At 68.3% G+C, this 14,379-nt stretch carries 18 protein-coding genes and 1 pseudogene; 8 read left to right on the top strand and 11 right to left on the bottom strand.

Annotated elements, in window-relative coordinates; all coding sequences use genetic code 11:
• Positions 1–35: 35 nt before the first annotated feature.
• On the bottom strand, positions 36–1,331 hold the full coding sequence (locus VV867_RS05160; RefSeq protein WP_328565784.1) for an OprD family porin: 1,296 nt from the start codon (positions 1,329–1,331) through the stop codon (positions 36–38).
• Between the two features lie 235 nt (positions 1,332–1,566).
• On the opposite strand from VV867_RS05160, the gene VV867_RS05155 reads away from it, so the two are divergent.
• The 3 genes from VV867_RS05155 to VV867_RS05145 all read left to right on the top strand — a co-directional run bounded on the left by VV867_RS05155 (position 1,567) and on the right by VV867_RS05145 (position 5,571).
• Complete coding sequence (locus VV867_RS05155) at positions 1,567–2,085, top strand: sigma-70 family RNA polymerase sigma factor (RefSeq protein WP_109934953.1); 519 nt, start codon at positions 1,567–1,569, stop codon at positions 2,083–2,085.
• A 2-nt stretch (positions 2,086–2,087) separates the two neighbouring features.
• On the top strand, positions 2,088–3,056 hold the full coding sequence (locus VV867_RS05150; protein WP_328565783.1) for a FecR family protein: 969 nt from the start codon (positions 2,088–2,090) through the stop codon (positions 3,054–3,056).
• A 79-nt stretch (positions 3,057–3,135) separates the two neighbouring features.
• Complete coding sequence (locus VV867_RS05145) at positions 3,136–5,571, top strand: TonB-dependent siderophore receptor (RefSeq protein ID WP_328565782.1); 2,436 nt, start codon at positions 3,136–3,138, stop codon at positions 5,569–5,571.
• A gap of 48 nt (positions 5,572–5,619) precedes the next feature.
• On the opposite strand, the gene VV867_RS05140 is transcribed toward VV867_RS05145, so the two are convergent.
• The 6 genes and pseudogenes from VV867_RS05140 to VV867_RS05115 form a co-directional block, all read right to left on the bottom strand.
• Positions 5,620–6,090 carry an arsenate reductase ArsC gene (locus VV867_RS05140; RefSeq protein WP_328565781.1) on the bottom strand — a complete coding sequence of 157 codons (471 nt, stop codon included), beginning with the start codon at positions 6,088–6,090 and terminating at the stop codon, positions 5,620–5,622.
• 26 nt (positions 6,091–6,116) lie between these two features.
• Entirely contained in the window at positions 6,117–7,403 is a 1,287-nt protein-coding gene (locus VV867_RS05135; protein ID WP_328565780.1) for an arsenic transporter, read from the bottom strand.
• A 21-nt stretch (positions 7,404–7,424) separates the two neighbouring features.
• A complete protein-coding gene (locus tag VV867_RS05130; RefSeq protein WP_328565779.1) occupies positions 7,425–7,769 on the bottom strand; it encodes a metalloregulator ArsR/SmtB family transcription factor in 345 nt (114 codons plus the stop codon).
• Positions 7,770–7,955: 186 nt separating this feature from the next.
• Positions 7,956–8,111: pseudogene (locus VV867_RS05125) on the bottom strand (alcohol dehydrogenase); the annotation flags it as partial.
• A gap of 107 nt (positions 8,112–8,218) precedes the next feature.
• Positions 8,219–8,560, bottom strand: a complete 342-nt coding sequence (locus VV867_RS05120) for a gamma-glutamylcyclotransferase family protein (protein WP_328565778.1) — start codon at positions 8,558–8,560, stop codon at positions 8,219–8,221.
• A 12-nt stretch (positions 8,561–8,572) separates the two neighbouring features.
• Positions 8,573–9,238 carry a M24 family metallopeptidase gene (locus VV867_RS05115; protein ID WP_109934960.1) on the bottom strand — a complete coding sequence of 222 codons (666 nt, stop codon included), beginning with the start codon at positions 9,236–9,238 and terminating at the stop codon, positions 8,573–8,575.
• A 166-nt stretch (positions 9,239–9,404) separates the two neighbouring features.
• Between VV867_RS05115 and VV867_RS05110 the strand changes: the two genes are divergently transcribed.
• The 3 genes from VV867_RS05110 to VV867_RS05100 all read left to right on the top strand — a co-directional run bounded on the left by VV867_RS05110 (position 9,405) and on the right by VV867_RS05100 (position 11,579).
• The gene (locus VV867_RS05110; RefSeq protein ID WP_328565777.1) at positions 9,405–10,223 is read left to right on the top strand and encodes a hypothetical protein; all 819 of its coding nucleotides are present in this window, start codon (positions 9,405–9,407) and stop codon (positions 10,221–10,223) included.
• A gap of 397 nt (positions 10,224–10,620) precedes the next feature.
• Positions 10,621–11,082 (top strand): type II RES/Xre toxin-antitoxin system antitoxin, encoded by a 462-nt coding sequence (parS, locus tag VV867_RS05105; protein ID WP_328565776.1) that lies wholly within the window; start codon positions 10,621–10,623, stop codon positions 11,080–11,082.
• Positions 11,082–11,579 carry an RES family NAD+ phosphorylase gene (locus VV867_RS05100; RefSeq protein WP_328565775.1) on the top strand — a complete coding sequence of 166 codons (498 nt, stop codon included), beginning with the start codon at positions 11,082–11,084 and terminating at the stop codon, positions 11,577–11,579. The genes parS and VV867_RS05100 overlap by 1 nt, the downstream gene beginning before the upstream one ends.
• 106 nt (positions 11,580–11,685) lie before the next feature.
• On the opposite strand, the gene VV867_RS05095 is transcribed toward VV867_RS05100, so the two are convergent.
• The 3 genes from VV867_RS05095 to VV867_RS05085 are packed head-to-tail and all read right to left on the bottom strand — an operon-like array spanning position 11,686 to position 12,713.
• Positions 11,686–12,111, bottom strand: a complete 426-nt coding sequence (locus VV867_RS05095; protein ID WP_089390471.1) for a VOC family protein — start codon at positions 12,109–12,111, stop codon at positions 11,686–11,688.
• Between the two features lie 48 nt (positions 12,112–12,159).
• Positions 12,160–12,435, bottom strand: coding sequence for a type II toxin-antitoxin system RelE/ParE family toxin (locus VV867_RS05090; protein ID WP_328565774.1), 276 nt, complete (start codon positions 12,433–12,435; stop codon positions 12,160–12,162).
• The gene (locus VV867_RS05085) at positions 12,435–12,713 is read right to left on the bottom strand and encodes a CopG family ribbon-helix-helix protein (RefSeq protein WP_089390469.1); all 279 of its coding nucleotides are present in this window, start codon (positions 12,711–12,713) and stop codon (positions 12,435–12,437) included. The genes VV867_RS05090 and VV867_RS05085 overlap by 1 nt, the downstream gene beginning before the upstream one ends.
• A gap of 299 nt (positions 12,714–13,012) precedes the next feature.
• Here VV867_RS05085 and VV867_RS05080 point away from each other — a divergent pair, with 299 nt between their 5' ends.
• Together VV867_RS05080 and VV867_RS05075 are read left to right on the top strand one after the other, a co-directional pair.
• Positions 13,013–13,174: a hypothetical protein gene (locus tag VV867_RS05080; RefSeq protein WP_177412081.1), complete on the top strand. Its 162-nt coding sequence runs from the start codon at positions 13,013–13,015 to the stop codon at positions 13,172–13,174.
• 2 nt (positions 13,175–13,176) lie between these two features.
• The gene (locus VV867_RS05075; RefSeq protein ID WP_328565773.1) at positions 13,177–13,806 is read left to right on the top strand and encodes a helix-turn-helix domain-containing protein; all 630 of its coding nucleotides are present in this window, start codon (positions 13,177–13,179) and stop codon (positions 13,804–13,806) included.
• Between the two features lie 68 nt (positions 13,807–13,874).
• On the opposite strand, the gene VV867_RS05070 is transcribed toward VV867_RS05075, so the two are convergent.
• Positions 13,875–14,378, bottom strand: a complete 504-nt coding sequence (locus VV867_RS05070) for a hypothetical protein (RefSeq protein WP_081884540.1) — start codon at positions 14,376–14,378, stop codon at positions 13,875–13,877.
• Position 14,379 lies beyond the last annotated feature (1 nt).

Below are 14,379 nucleotides of genomic sequence, written 5' to 3'. Positions count from 1 at the left end.
TTTTCATGGGCCTCACGCTGGCCTGAGCAGCCGCCTCAGAAGATCGACAGGTTGTAGCTGGCGATCAGGCGCACCTCGTCCACGTCCCGGGCCCACTGTTCATAGTCGGTGCGGTAGGTGGCGTTGCGCAGGCGCAGGCTCAGGCCCTTGAAGGTGCCGGTCTGCACCACGTACCTGGCCTCCAGGTCGCGCTCCCATTCCTTGCCCTCGCCACCGCTGGCCAGGCGGATGTGGTCGCCGTTGAGGTAGCGGGCCATGAGGCTCAAGCCGGGGACGCCGACGCTGCGCAGGTCGAAGTCGTAGCGCAGCTGCCAGGAGCGCTCCTCGGCGTTGGCGAAGTCGTTCACCTGCACGTAGTTGGCCACGTAGGGGTTGCTGCCATCGAGGTAGGGCATCGAGCTGTCGCCGCTCATGCGCTGCCAGCCGGCGCTGAAGGTGTGGCCGCCGCGGGCGTAGGCCAGCAGCAGGCTGAGGGCGCGGTTGTCGATCTCGCCGGCGCGGGCGGCACCATCATCGTCGCTGTCGAACCAGCGCAAGTCGGCGCTGGCCACGCCCCCGCCCAGCGCCCGCTTGCCGAGCAGGCCGACGAAGCGCTGGCGGTAGACGTTCTCCAGCCCGCCCTGGGCGTACTGCAACAACAGGTCGTCACTCACCTTGTAGTCGAGCTGGTAGGCGTCGAAGCGGTTGCCGGTGGTGTCGCAGGCGTAGCGCTTGTTCTTGCAGTTGAGGCGGATGTCCTGGGCGTCGCTGGAATCCCGCGCGGTATAGCGCTCCAGGCGCGTGGCGGAGAACTTCAGGTCGCGGATCTCCTCGCTGGCCAGTTGCGCGCCGTGGAACATGTTCGGCAGCAGGCGGCCGTCGTTGTACTTGAGCAGCGGCATGTCCGGCAGCATGGCGCCGTAGCGCAGCTGGGTGCGCGAGAAGCGCAGCTTGCCGGCGACCCCGGCCTTGGCGTACTGGTCGGCCGAATGACGCGGGTCGTGGCCACTGGACGGCAGCAGGCCGCTGTTGCTGTCGGCCGGGCTGGAGTCGAGCTTGACGCCGAGCATGCCCAGGGCATCCACGCCGACGCCCAGCGGGCCCTCGGTGAAGCCGGAGCGTACGTCAAGGATGAAGCCCTGGGCGGTCTCCTCGCGCTTGGAGGCGCCCTGCGGGTTGGAAGAGGCGCCATCACGGAAGTCGCGGTTGAAGTACAGGGTGCGCGCCTCCAGGCGGGCGCTGCCGTCCTCCAGGAACTCCGCACTGGCCGGGCCGGCGAAGCCGCCGAGCAGCGCAAGGGCGCCCAGGCCGCAAAGCGAACGGGGCGTACTGGAGGGGAAAGGCAAGGGCATGGCGTGGCTCCGGAGAACAGGGACGGCAAAACGGCGCGGGAAGGTGTCACAGATGCCCGGCGGGGTCTTTAGGACCTTGGTCTAGAGCGGCGCAAGCAGGATTTCGGGGCAGCGCCAGCGCTTCCCTTCCGACACCGGAATTTCCGACATCCATCGGATTCGGCATCAAGGAAATTGCTGAAAGTCACCGCCCTCCTTACAATTGATATGAATTATCAATTGCATTTGCCCCGACATGCACAAGCCAGCCGATCCGCCGCGTCGCACCGTGCACGAGCTCTACCTGGACCATCACGGCTGGCTGTTCGGCTGGCTGCGGCGCAAGCTCGGCTGCCCGCAGAACGCCGCGGACATTTCCCACGACACCTTCATGCGCATCCTCAGCGCACCCGACTGCCTGGCCGACATGCGCCAGCCGCGCGCCTACCTCAGCACCACCGCGCGCCGGCTGGTCATCGACGAAGCACGGCGCAAGCGCCTGGAGGCCGTCTACCTGGAAGAGCTGGCGAGGCTGCACGAACACAGCGAGGGCTCGCCCTCCCCGGAACGGATCAACGCTACCCTGGAGCTGCTGGAAATCCTCGCCTTCGCCCTCGAAGGCCTCGGCGAGAAGGCCCGCCAGGTCTTCCTGATGCGCTACCTGGGCAACCTCCCGCAGGGCGAGATCGCCCAGCGCATGGCGATCTCCGAACGCATGGTGCGGCGCTACCTGGTACAGGCGCTGGTGCACTGCAACCAGGCGATGGACGTCTGAGCATGAGCGACGAACGCATGCTCGAGGAAGCCGCCGACTGGCTGCTGCGCCTGGAAGAGGACGACTGCTCCGCCGCCGAGCGCCAGGCCTTCGAACACTGGTGCGCCGGCGACCCGCGGCGCGGCCGGGCGGTCGAGCAGATGCGCGGCCTGATCGGCCAGCTGCAGAGCCTGCAGGAGGAAAGCCAGGCGGTCCAGGCGGCCCTCTCCAGCACCCTGGCGGCACCGCGCCGGCGGCGGCCGGGCGCCCTGGCCGGCCTGGGCGCGGCCGTGCTGGGCCTGTCGCTGCTGCTGGCGGCGAACGGCGACTGGCGCCACTACTGGCTGGCCGACCTGCGCACCGCGCCGGGCGAATGGCGCCGCGAGCGGCTGCCGGACGACTCCGTGCTACTGCTCTCGGGCAACAGCGCGGTGGACCTGCACTACGACGGCGGCCAGCGCAGCGTCGAGCTGCTGCGCGGCGAAGTGCTGGTGGAGGTGGCGCCCGATCCGAAGCGACCATTCCGCGTCACCACCGACGACGGCAGCATGCGCGCGTTGGGCACCCGCTTCGTGGTGCGCCGCGAGGAACGCGACACCCTGCTGAGCATGCTGCACTCCCGCGTTTCGGCGCAGAGCGCCGACGGCTCGCACACCCTGGAGGTGAGCGCCGGCTCGCAGGCGCGGCTGAGCCGGGACGACGTCCGGCTGGTCGGCAAGGTGGAGCCGGCGGCAGTCGACCAGGCCTGGCAGCGCCACCAACTGGTGGTGCACGACGCGCCCCTGGGCGAGGTGCTCGCCCAGCTGTCGAGCCAGCAGCGCGGCTACTGGCGCTACGACAGCAAGGCGCTCGCGGGCATGCGCATCTCCGCGGTGCTGCCGCTGGACGACAGCGAGCGCGCCCTGGCGCTGATCGAGGACAGCCTGCCGGTGAAGGTGCGGCGCTTCACGCCCTGGCTGGTGTGGATCGAGGCGAAGGGCGGCCAGGAATGATTTACGGGTGAGAGTGGTTCCGCTTTTTCCGGGCCGTCCGTCAAGGAAGAAGCCAACCAAGAAACGGAGCTTTCACCCGATGTCCACCCTTCGATACTCAGCCAGGCGCGCCGCCCTGGCACCCCTGGTCCTGGCCGTGCAACTGGCGCTGCCGCTGTGCGGCGCCACCGCCCTGCCCCAACTGGCCCAGGCCGCGGCCAGCACCTTCGACATCCCTGCCGGCGACCTGGGCGAGAGCCTCAACCGCTTCGCCCAGCAGGCCGGCATCGCCATCCTCTACCGCACCGCCGACCTGCAAGGGTTGCGCTCGCCGGGGCTCAAGGGCCACTACGAGGTCGAGGAAGGCTTCGCCCGCCTGCTCGCCGGCAGCGGCTACCAGGCCAGCCAGGGCGAGCACGGCTACCGCCTGGTGAAGCAGGGCGAGGTGCTGGAAATGGGCGCCACGAACGTCATCGGCAGCGAGCCGGTGGCCACCACCGAGGGCTCCCACTCCTACACCTCCGGCGCAGTGACCCTGGGCAAGGGCGTACAGAAGCTCAAGGACATCCCGCAGTCGGTGACGGTCATCACCCGCAAGCAGATGGACGACCAGAACACCGAGACTATCTCCGACCTGGCCAAACGCACGCCGGGGCTGACCGCCACCAAGTCGCCCGGCTCGGGGCTGTTCATCTTCTCCCGCGGCTTCAGCATCGACACCATCCAGTACGACGGCGTGCCCATCCCGCGCAACACCTACTCGCTGGGCAGCTACCTGACCGAGGACATGAGCTTCTACGACCGCGCCGAAGTGCTGCGCGGCCCGGCGGCGTTGCTGCAGGGCGGCGACAGCCCGGGCGGGGCACTGAACCTGGTACGCAAGCGCGGCCAGCAGAAGGCCACCGTCAGCCTGACCGGCAAGGCCGGCTCCTGGGACCGCTACGGCATGCAGCTGGATGCCGGCGGCCCGCTGAACGAAAGCGGCACCCTGCGTGGTCGCACCGTGGTCAGCTACAACGACAGCGACTCGTTCATCGACTACGTGCGCGGCTGGAACCAGACCGTCTACGGCGCGGTGGACTACGACTTCACCCCGGACCTCACCGTGGGCGTCGGCGTGGCCAACCAGAAGGGCCACTCGCGCCCGCCCATGCTAGGCCTGCCGCGCTACGCCGACGGCGGCAACCCGGACTGGTCGCGCTCGACCTACGTCGGCGCCGACTGGAACCGCTCCGACAACGACCAGACCAGCGTCTTCCTCGACGCCACCTACCGCCTCAACGACGACTGGCGGGTGAAGGCCGCCAGCGTCTACATGAGCGAGCACAACGGCGCCACCTACCAGGCGCTGTGGGACGCGCTGCCCACCGACGGCTCCACCGACAACACCTACATCGACTGGAGCACCGACTTCACGACCCACAGCAAGGGCCTGGACCTGTACCTGGACGGCCAGTTCACCGGCCTGGGCTTCGAGCAGAGCTTCCTGCTGGGCGGCAACTACTCGCGGATCAAGACCGACGACCGCTGGGCCCGCGCCCCCACTTTCGGCGCCGATTCCGCCAATGTCGACCACCATCGCCCGATGCCGGACATCTACGACCTGGCCAGCCGCGGCCTGGGCCGGCTGACCGACTACGACGTGGTGCAGAAGGGCCTGTACTCGCGCTGGTCGATCAACCTGACCGAGCCGCTGAAGCTGATCCTCGGCGCGCGCACCAGTTGGTACGACTACACCTACGGCGCCGAGACCTTCGCCCACACCGCGCGCAGCGAATCCACCACCACCAGCACCGGCAAGGTCTCGCCCTACGCCGGCCTGGTCTACGAGCTGGACCCGCAGTGGTCGGTCTACGCCAGCTACACCGACGTGTTCCAGCCGCAGACCGACCGCACCGCCTCCGGCTCCATCGTCGAGCCGATCACCGGCAGCAACTACGAGCTGGGCCTGAAGGGCGAACTGCTCGATGGCGCGGTCAACACCTCGCTGGCGCTGTTCCGCTACGACCAGGAAAACCGCGCGGTGCTCGACCTCGGCGGGCCCATGGACTGCGACGGCTGGTACTGCGCCAAACCCTCGGGCAAGGTGCGCAGCCAGGGCCTGGAAGCGCAGATCAGCGGCGAGGTGCTGAGCGGACTGCAGCTGATGGCCGGCTACGTCTACAACACCACCAGGTACCTCAAGGACAACGACTACAAAGACAAGGTATTCAGCACCTGGACACCCAAGCACCAGCTCAAGCTGTGGGGCGACTATACCCTGCCGGGAGACTGGAACCGCGTGTCCCTGGGCCTGGGCACCACTGCCGTCAGCGGCACTACCTCGTACGACCACAAGTTCGACCTGCCCGGCTACGCCATCTGGGATGCGCGGGTTGCGTACAAGCTGAGCGACGAGGTCACGGTGGCAGCGAACATGAACAACCTGTTCGACAAGAAGTACTACGTGCCCGCGTACAACACCATCGACTACAACAACTACTACGGCGACCCGCGCAACCTGATGTTCAGCGTGAAATACACGCCGCAACTCTGAGCCGCGCCCCGCGCCCGCCACGGAGGCTGCCCTGCGTGGCGGGCGCGGTCAGAGGTGGCCGATACGCGCCAGCTCGTGCTCCAGCGCGGCGCGATCGAGGCTGGCGAAAGGCAAGGCGAAGAAGGCCAGGCAACGCCGTTCGATACGCGCCAGGGTGGCGCGGAAGGCGGCATCCAGCTGCGCTTCGTCGCCCAGCGCCTCGGAGGGGTCCTCCAGGCCCCAGTGGGCCTTCAACGCCGGGCCGAAGTACACCGGGCAGGCTTCGCCCGCGGCCTTGTCGCAGACGGTGATGACGATGTCCGGCGGGTTGTCCGCGAAGGCCTCGTTGCCCTTGCTGCTCAGGCCCTCGGTGGCGATGCCGGCGCGCTCGAGGGTCGCCAGGCTGCGCGGCAGCACCTGGCCGCGGGGGAAGCTGCCGGCGCTCACCGCCTCGAAGCCGGCGGGCGCCAGGTGGTTGAACAGGGCTTCGGAAAGGATGCTGCGGCAACTGTTGGCCGTGCACATGAACAGGACTCGCATGGAAGGCTCCTGCCGCCGCCGGGCGGCTATCGGAAGGCCAGGCGCAGGGCCAGGGCCGAGAGGGTGACGAGCAGGACCGGCAGGGTCAGCAGGATGCCGACCCTGAAGTAGTAGCCCCAGGTGATGCGGATGCCCTTGCGCGCCAGCACGTGCAGCCAGAGCAGCGTGGCCAGGCTGCCGATCGGGGTGATCTTCGGCCCCAGGTCGCAGCCGATGACGTTGGCGTAGACCATCGCCTCGCGGACCACGCCCCCGGCTGCGCCGGCCTGGATGGCCAGCGCCCCCACCAGCACGCTGGGCATGTTGTTCATGACAGAGGACAGCAGCGCCGACAGCAGGCCGGTACCCAGGGCCGCGGCCCACACGCCCTGCCCCGCCAGGCCGTCCAGCACGCGGGTGAGGAAGTCGGTGAGGCCGGCGTTCTTCAGGCCGTAGACCACCAGGTACATGCCCAGGGAAAACACCACCACCTGCCAGGGCGCCTCGCGCAGCACCCGACGGGTGGAAATCACCTGGCCACGGGCGGCGACGGCGAACAGCACCGCCGCGCACAGCGCCGCCACCGCGCTGATCGGGATACCCAGCGGCTCCAGGGCGAACAGCCCGAGCAGCAGCGCCAGCAGCATCCAGGCGCCGACCGCGAAGGTGGCCGGGTCGCGGATCGCCTCCCGCGGCGCCTGCAGCTGGTCCACTGCGTAGCGCTGCGGCAGGTCGCGGCGGAAGAACAGGTACAGCACCAGCAGCGTCGCGGCGACGCTGGCCAGGTTCACCGGCACCATCACCGCGGCGTACTCGGCGAAGCCCAGGCCGAAATAGTCGGCGGAGACGATGTTCACCAGGTTCGACACCACCAGCGGCAGGCTGGCGGTGTCGGCGATGAAGCCGGCGGCCATGACGAAGGCCAGGGTCGCCGCCGGCGGGAAGCGCAGCGCCAGCAGCATGGAAATGACGATGGGGGTGAGGATCAGGGCTGCCCCGTCGTTGGCGAACAGCGCGGAAACGGCGGCGCCCAGCAGCACGCAGAAGGCGAACAGGCGCCGGCCGCTGCCGCCCGCCCAGCGCGCCACGTGCAGCGCCGCCCAGGCGAAGAAGCCGGCCTCGTCCAGCAGCAGGCTGATGACGATGACCGCGATGAAGGTGGCGGTGGCGTTCCAGACAATGGCCCAGACGCTGGGGATGTCGTGCAGCGACACCACGCCCAGGGCCAGGGCGACGAGCGCGCCGGCGCTGGCGCTCCAGCCGACGCCCAGGCCCCTGGGCTGCCAGATGACCAGGACGAGGGTGAACAGGAAGACGGCAGCGGCGAGCAGCATCGAGGCGGGTTCCGGGAGGGGTCAGCAGCAGCTGGCGCGCACGGGGCGGCCATCCATGTCGCGCAGGCGGGCGGCGCTTTCCTTCAGCCAGTCGGCGTTGGCCTGCAGGGTGACGCGCAGCACCTCGTGGACCCAGGCGGGCAGAACGGGGTTGAGCCGGTAGTACACCCACTGCCCCTGGCGGCGGTCGAGCAGCAGCCCGGCGGTGCGCAGCTGCGCCAGGTGGCGGCTGACCTTGGGCTGGCTGTCGCCCAGCGCGCACATCAGCTCGCAGACGCACAGCTCGCCCTGCTCGGCGATCAGCAGGGTGGCGCGGGTGCGGGTCTCGTCGGCCAGGCACTTGAAGACTTCGGGGGGCGTGAGCATGGTGGGCGCCAGAACATATGGAAAACCGAATATACGAATTTCCATATGTTCAAGGCAACCCCGGGGTGCCCTTCCCTGTCGAACGAAGGCGTCCGCCGGGATACCTTTGCGGGGCAGTCGGGACTCGAAGCGCAGCGGCTGGCGGCGCAAGACCGAGCGCGGCCACGGCGGGCCGCGCCCATCACGTCACTTGCCGGCGTCGAGCACGATGCAGTAGCGGGTCTTGCCGCTGCGCAGGTGTTCGATAGCCTCGTTGACCCGGCTCATGGGGAAGTGCTCGACCCGCGGCAGTATCCGGTGGCGGGCGCAGAACTCCAGCGTGGCCGCCGTGGTGCTCGGCGCGGTCGCTGCCCAGACGGTGAAGGGGTGGTTGCAACGCCGTTGCTCATGGGAAACCTCCTGGAACGCAGGAACAGAACCCCAGGGAAACGGAGCGCCGCGAAGGCGTATCAGGCCTGCACGTAGACCCAGGCCCGCAGGCCGGACTGCAACTCGGCGCCGACACGCTGGTAGTCGGCCACCTCGTAGGCGTCCGCGGCGAGCAGTTCCTGCGGGGTGATCTCGAAGACCGTGCCCGGCACCCGGTCGCCGGCCACGCCGCTGTAGCGGACGATGGGGTGGTAGCGCTTGCCGCTGGTGGCCAGCACGGCGGCATCGGTGATCTCCACCAGGTCCTGGCGGTAGCCGACCAGGGCGTCCGCCCGGCCCTGGAGTTCGCGGCCGAAGCTGGCCAGTTGCACGGCCCTGTCCTGCAGGGTGCCGTAGGAGAACAGCAGCACGACTTCGCTCATGGCGCCTCCGCGTCAGGCCAGCAGGTCTTCGTAGAAGGCCCCGTAGGGCTTGTCCGGGTGGGCGATCTGGATTTCCAGGATCCACAGCCCGCCGCCCGGGTGCTCGGCGTAGTCGCCCAGGTCGCCGGCGCGGTAGATGGCATGGGGGAAGTCGCTGACGCGGTGGCCCTTGATGTCCAGGTTGAGCTTCCAGCCCAGCGCCTGGGCCCGGGCATGGGCGAAGTCGTACAGCGCCACGCCGCTGCAGCGGGTTTCCCGCCAGTGCGCCTCGACGTGCAGGAACAACTCCCTGGCCGCTGCCGCGCAGGCTGTCATCTCAGGGTCGTCGCCAACCACGAAGGTGGCCCCGGCATCGCCTTCGTGGCCGCGCCAGACCACACCCATGTCGATGAAGAAGATGTCGTTCTCGCCCAGCAGCGGGTCGCCGTCGGAGCGTTGCTTGAAGGTCTTCAGGGTGTTGGCGCCGAAGCGGATCAGCAACGGGTGCCAGATGCGCTCCATGCCCAGCTCGGCGAGCACCTGCTTGCCGATGGCGGTGGCCTGGGACTCGCTCATCCCCGGGCGGATGGCCGCGGCGATGGCATCCACGGCCTCCCAGGTGCGGGCCTGGGCGTATTTCATCAGTTCCAGCGCGTAGTTCGCGCCTACGGCTTCCTTGGCGTGCACGGCGGTATTCATTCGGGCGCTCTCTGCGAAGTCCTCGGGGTTCGCCGTATAGAGTTCTACATAGCGAACCCGGAATGCAAGCCACGCAGGGTGGACAGCGCGTCGCGCGGCTGACAGGCTCTGTCCTCGGCCGGCAGCGGCCACCAGAGACCAACGCTTCACGGGAGCCCCCCTGCCCATGCACCTCGATCTGCTCCAGGTCCTCAGCCTCGCCGGCAAGGCGGAGGTTCCCAACGACGACCGCATCGGCTGCGCCGAGCGGCATGCCTGGATCATCGACGGTGCGACCGACCTCGGCGCGCCGGGCCTGCTGGGCGAGCGCGGTGGCGCCGCCTGGCTGGCCGCGTCCGCGCACCGGGCTTTCGCCGCGGCCTCCGGCACCCTCGCGAACCTGTGCGAAGGCATGTTCGAGGTGGTCGCCGACGCCTACCGGCGCGACCGCCGCCGCGAGCCGGTCGCCGCCTGGGAGCTGCCGCGCGCCTCCTTCGCCGCGGTGGCGATAGAGGGCGACAGCCTTGCCTGCGGCTTCCTCGGCGATTGTGCGGTGATCCACCGCAGCGCCGCCGGCGTGGCCTTCCTCACACCCGAACCGAACCGTGCGGAGGAACTCGCCGAAGCCGCCGCCCTCGGCCCCGGCGCCGGTGCCGGCGGCGTGCGTGCGCCCCATGTGCTGGCCGACCGCCGCGCCGCCCGCGAACGGCCCAAGGCCGTGCTGGGGGTGGATGCCGCGCAGGCCAGGGCTGGCCTGCGCCTGGCCCGTGCGCCCCTGGCCCGGGGCGACGACCTGCTGCTGATGAGCGATGGCTTCGCCGCACTGTTCGACACCTACGGCGCCTACAACGCCGCCGGCCTGGTCGCCCGCGTGCTCGCCCACGGCCTGGGGCCGTTGGCGGAAGAACTGCGCGGCATCGAGCGGGACGACGCGGCGTGCCTGCGCTACCCGCGCTTCAAGGCCAGCGACGACGCCTCGGCGATCTGGCTGCGGGTCGCGGGATAGCGGCCGTCGATGCCGCATGGCCGTAGGGCGTTATCCGCCATCGTTCGTGGACATAGGCGCAGTGGCCGACGGCGGATAACCGCGAACGGTTATTCGCCCTACCCTAACGCTGGACTCCCCGCCCATACCGAACGGCCCCCTCTCCCGCCTGCCGGTGGCTTTCAGCGGCAACCCATCCAGGACCATGGCGCGCCGCGGAAGCTTGTCGTTGGCCATGCGCACGCGGCACCCCGCGAGGAAAGCGTCGAGATCGATGGCCTGGCCCCGGCGGCGGAAGATCGTCCAATGGGACTAGCCAGTGCGCAAGGGCCGGCGACCGTTCGGCCAGTTTCACTGGTCATTCACGCCACCTGGCGGTAAATTCTCGCCATATGGCAAAAAACAGGAGCGCCGCGCCATGAACCTCGGCAATGACAACCGCCATCGCCTCCCCCAGGACCCGGACCGGCCGCTGCGCCTGCTCTATGGCGACAAGGGGCCCCACGCCAGCAGCGTGTTCGAAGTGCACGAGATGATCGAGCGCGGCCTGCCGTCGGACGTGGTGATCGCCTTCGCCGAGTCCCTGGAGTTGGACAAGCAGGCCTTCATCAAGCTTATCGGCATGTCCGAGCGCACCCTGCAGCGCCGCCTCAAGCACCCCGAACCGCTGTCCGCCGAGCAGAGCAGCAGCGCCTGGCGCCTCGCCAAGGTGCTCAGCCGCGCCGAGGAGGTGATGGGTTCGCGCCGCGCCGCGGTGGACTGGCTGATGGCCCCGGCCCTGGGCCTGGAGGGCCATGCGCCGGTAGACCTGCTGACTACCCAGGTCGGTTTCGAACTGGTGGACGACTTCCTCACCCGCCTGGACTACGGGGTCTACTGATGCAGCCATTGCCAGGGAACGGCGAGCTGTACCTCTGGCGCCTGGACCGCCGCGAACACGCCGACGGCTGGGACAGCGGCATCGGCGCCGAACTGGCCGGCGGGCGCTGGAACTCCAGGGGCGTGCGCGCCGTGTACGCCAGCGCGGACGCCGCCACGGCCATCCTCGAGGTGGCGGTGCACAAGGGCTTCGCCGCGCTGGACCGGGTGCCCCACGTGCTGACCTGCGCGCGTATCCTCGACCCCGCCCGGGTACTGCGCGTCGAGCCGGGCAGCCTGCCGAACCGCAACTGGCTGGTGCCCGGCATCCCCAGCCATGGACAACAGCTGTTCGGCAACGAGTTGCTCGACGCCCACCCGTTCATCCTCATCCCCTCGGCGGTGGTGCCGCACTGCTGGAACCTGCTGCTCAGCCCGGCCCTGGCCAAGGGCGCCTACGAGTTGGTCAGCCAGGAGGCCTTCGCCCTGGATACCCGGCTGAACCCGCCGGAGCGCTGAAGGCGGCAAGGCCTCCACGCGAGAACGACCCGTTCGGTCGCAGAAGCATCGGCGGTTGCCGGCGTGCCCTGCATGCCCGGCAGCCTTCCGCGCCTGCTGCCCTGAGCTACTTGGCGAACAACTGGCCGATGTCCTTGAACGCCTTGAACTCCAGGGCGTTGCCGCAGGGGTCGAGGAGGAACATCGTCGCCTGCTCGCCCACCTGGCCCTTGAAGCGCACGTAGGGCTCGATCACGAAGCGCACGTCGAACCCGCGCAGGCGCTCGGCCAGCGCCTCCCACTGCGCCCAGTCGAGCACGATGCCGAAGTGCGGCACCGGCACGTCGTGGCCGTCCACCGGGTTGCAATGGGCGCTTTCCTGGGATGCGGTGCGCGGGTGCTCGTGGATCACCAACTGGTGGCCGTAGAAGTCGAAGTCCACCCACTGGGCGCTGGAGCGGCCCTCCTCCAGGCCGAACACCTCGCCATAGAAGCGGCGGGCGGCAGGCAGGTCGTGGACGGGGATGGCGAGGTGGAAGGGGCGAAGGCTCATGGGTGGCTCCTGGCGGTGGCGTGGGTTGCTTTCAGCCTAGGCCAACCGTCAGCGCTCTTCGCGGGTATGCCATACACGAAGCAGATGGAGGTCGGAGCCCCGTATCTCGTAGCGCATCTCGTAATGGCCAACCAGAAGCCGCCGGACATCACGCGGCACGAACTCATCCAGGCGCTCACCGAGACGTGGGTTGGTCAGTAAGACAGCCGGCGCGGCGACCAGTTGCTGGACGGTACGGGCCGCCGCAGACCGATTCACCGGAGCGAGAAACTCGTGGAGCCGTGCCAGATCGGACAAAGCCTTGCTCGTCCACTGCAACGCCATCAGCGCGGTACCGGCAGCGGTAGCGGTGTGTCGGAGTCCAGGCTCTCCGCCCAGGCCTGGACGGACTGATGATCGATTACCCGGCCGGCATCCACATCGGCCAGGGCCTCGCGAGTCAAGCGGCTACGCTCGTCCTCCTGGTCTAGCCAGGCGGACAAGGCCTGCTTGACGATCCAGTTCTTCGAGCGTTCCAGGCGCTCGGCGATTTCGTCCACGCGCTCCGCCAGTTCGACGGGAACGTGAGCGGTGACCGAGCGAGTCTTGTAAGTCGTGGCCATGTCAAGTGCCTCCTGGGCAGAGTTAGTCATTTCGATTAAAAACCAATCGTAACCAATAAAGATAAGGCGTCAAGCGATACTCACCAGGCTCAGTGGAAGACTTAAGCAGCAAACGATTGCGACCTCGCTGTTCTTCGTGGGGCGCTCGATCCAAACGTCATGGCGACCGGACACCCTGTCGAGGCCAAAGCACTTAGACCAATAAATGCTTAACAAATGAAAACTCAGTATTTATGGTTCTAACACAACCCCAGCTAGGCTAGCCCCCATCTTCAACGCCAAGCCTCCCAGGAGTCGCCATGGACCGCACCGACAACGTCATCGACCTCGCCCGCTACCGCACGCGCCGCCAGGCACGCCGCATGGCCGAGCTGATGTGGGCGATGTACGCGAGCCGCGCCGGCTTCGGTGCCGCCCAATGGGTGCAGCAGCAGCGCGACAGCGGCATCCGCGAGGCCTGAACATGGGCCTGCCGCTTTCCACCGACGCCACCGAGGCGGGCCTGGAGGCCGCCCCGGCGGCCGCCGGCGACCCCATCGGCCAGCGCGTGGCGCACAACCTGCTGCGCCTGCGCGGCAAGCGCAACCTCTCCCTCGACGGCCTGGCGCGGCTGTCCGGGGTGAGCCGGGCGATGCTGGCGCAGATCGAGTCCGGGCGCAGCGTCCCCTCGATCAAGGTGCTGTGCAAGATCGCCCAGGGCCTGAAGGTCTCGGTGGCGGCCTTCCTCGACGACCGCGCCTTCGACGGCGTGGCCCTGCTGCCGGCGCGCGAGAGCAAGCGCCTGGTCAGCGGCGACGGCGCCTTCGTCAGCCGCGCGCTCTTCCCCTTCGACGTCTCGCGCCAGGTGGAATTCTACGAATTGCGCCTGGCCGGCCTGGCCATCGAGCACTCCGCCGGCCACGCCCCCGGCACCCAGGAGAACCTGGTGGTGGCCCAGGGCGTGCTGGAGATCGCGGTGAACGAGGAGCGCTTCCTGCTCGGCACCGGCGACTCCATCCTGTTCTATGCCGACCAGGCGCACAGCTACCGCAACCCGGCCGACAGCGAGGCCGTGGCCTACCTGGTCACCACCTACGCCGAACGCCTGGACTGAGGCGGCGGCGCAAAACGAAAGGCCCGGCGGGTTTCCCCACCGGGCCTTTCCCGTTCAGCGCGCCGCGATCAGCAGGTGCAGCACATCATCGGCATGCCGTTGCAGCTCATCATCATCGGCATGCCGCATTCCATCATCTTGTTCATCAGCATGCAGCAGTTCTTGAACATCTCCATGTTCATGCCCTGCATCGGCATCATCTTGCACATCATGGCGTCGCCCTGCATGGAGCACTCCATCATGCACTTCATCGACGGCATGGGCATGCCCATCATCATCGGCATCATGTTCATCATGCCCATCATCGGCATCATCGCCATGCCGGTCTGGGACATGCACATCATCGACATGTTGCCGCAGTGCATCATCATCGGCATGCCGCAGTTCATCATCATCGCCATCATTTCGGCGTTGTTGCGGAACATGGCCGCGTCCATGCCCATGGCCGGCATCATCTTGCACATCATGCCGTCGTCCTGCATTTCGCACTGCAGGGTCGCCATCATCATCGGCATGCCCATCATCGGCATCATCGGGTTGGCGTTCATCGGCATCTGCATGGCATTCATCATC

Origin of the sequence: Pseudomonas sp. JH-2, assembly GCF_036231725.1 — a bacterium.
Classification (GTDB): Bacteria; Pseudomonadota; Gammaproteobacteria; order Pseudomonadales; family Pseudomonadaceae; genus Pseudomonas; species Pseudomonas delhiensis.
The sequence above is the reverse complement of the archived record's forward strand: the minus strand, read 5'-3'. Positions and strand labels throughout refer to the sequence as shown.

What these genes read in the sequence shown, in the direction of transcription:
- VV867_RS05160 (WP_328565784.1), bottom strand. Translation starts at nt 1,331, where the DNA reads ATGCCCTTGCCTTTCCCCTCCAGTACGCCCCGTTCGCTTTGCGGCCTG.
- VV867_RS05155 (WP_109934953.1), top strand. Translation starts at nt 1,567, where the DNA reads ATGCACAAGCCAGCCGATCCGCCGCGTCGCACCGTGCACGAGCTCTAC.
- VV867_RS05150 (WP_328565783.1), top strand. Translation starts at nt 2,088, where the DNA reads ATGAGCGACGAACGCATGCTCGAGGAAGCCGCCGACTGGCTGCTGCGC.
- VV867_RS05145 (WP_328565782.1), top strand. Translation starts at nt 3,136, where the DNA reads ATGTCCACCCTTCGATACTCAGCCAGGCGCGCCGCCCTGGCACCCCTG.
- VV867_RS05140 (WP_328565781.1), bottom strand. Translation starts at nt 6,090, where the DNA reads ATGCGAGTCCTGTTCATGTGCACGGCCAACAGTTGCCGCAGCATCCTT.
- VV867_RS05135 (WP_328565780.1), bottom strand. Translation starts at nt 7,403, where the DNA reads ATGCTGCTCGCCGCTGCCGTCTTCCTGTTCACCCTCGTCCTGGTCATC.
- VV867_RS05130 (WP_328565779.1), bottom strand. Translation starts at nt 7,769, where the DNA reads ATGCTCACGCCCCCCGAAGTCTTCAAGTGCCTGGCCGACGAGACCCGC.
- VV867_RS05120 (WP_328565778.1), bottom strand. Translation starts at nt 8,560, where the DNA reads ATGAGCGAAGTCGTGCTGCTGTTCTCCTACGGCACCCTGCAGGACAGG.
- VV867_RS05115 (WP_109934960.1), bottom strand. Translation starts at nt 9,238, where the DNA reads ATGAATACCGCCGTGCACGCCAAGGAAGCCGTAGGCGCGAACTACGCG.
- VV867_RS05110 (WP_328565777.1), top strand. Translation starts at nt 9,405, where the DNA reads ATGCACCTCGATCTGCTCCAGGTCCTCAGCCTCGCCGGCAAGGCGGAG.
- parS (WP_328565776.1), top strand. Translation starts at nt 10,621, where the DNA reads ATGAACCTCGGCAATGACAACCGCCATCGCCTCCCCCAGGACCCGGAC.
- VV867_RS05100 (WP_328565775.1), top strand. Translation starts at nt 11,082, where the DNA reads ATGCAGCCATTGCCAGGGAACGGCGAGCTGTACCTCTGGCGCCTGGAC.
- VV867_RS05095 (WP_089390471.1), bottom strand. Translation starts at nt 12,111, where the DNA reads ATGAGCCTTCGCCCCTTCCACCTCGCCATCCCCGTCCACGACCTGCCT.
- VV867_RS05090 (WP_328565774.1), bottom strand. Translation starts at nt 12,435, where the DNA reads ATGGCGTTGCAGTGGACGAGCAAGGCTTTGTCCGATCTGGCACGGCTC.
- VV867_RS05085 (WP_089390469.1), bottom strand. Translation starts at nt 12,713, where the DNA reads ATGGCCACGACTTACAAGACTCGCTCGGTCACCGCTCACGTTCCCGTC.
- VV867_RS05080 (WP_177412081.1), top strand. Translation starts at nt 13,013, where the DNA reads ATGGACCGCACCGACAACGTCATCGACCTCGCCCGCTACCGCACGCGC.
- VV867_RS05075 (WP_328565773.1), top strand. Translation starts at nt 13,177, where the DNA reads ATGGGCCTGCCGCTTTCCACCGACGCCACCGAGGCGGGCCTGGAGGCC.
- VV867_RS05070 (WP_081884540.1), bottom strand. Translation starts at nt 14,378, where the DNA reads ATGATGAATGCCATGCAGATGCCGATGAACGCCAACCCGATGATGCCG.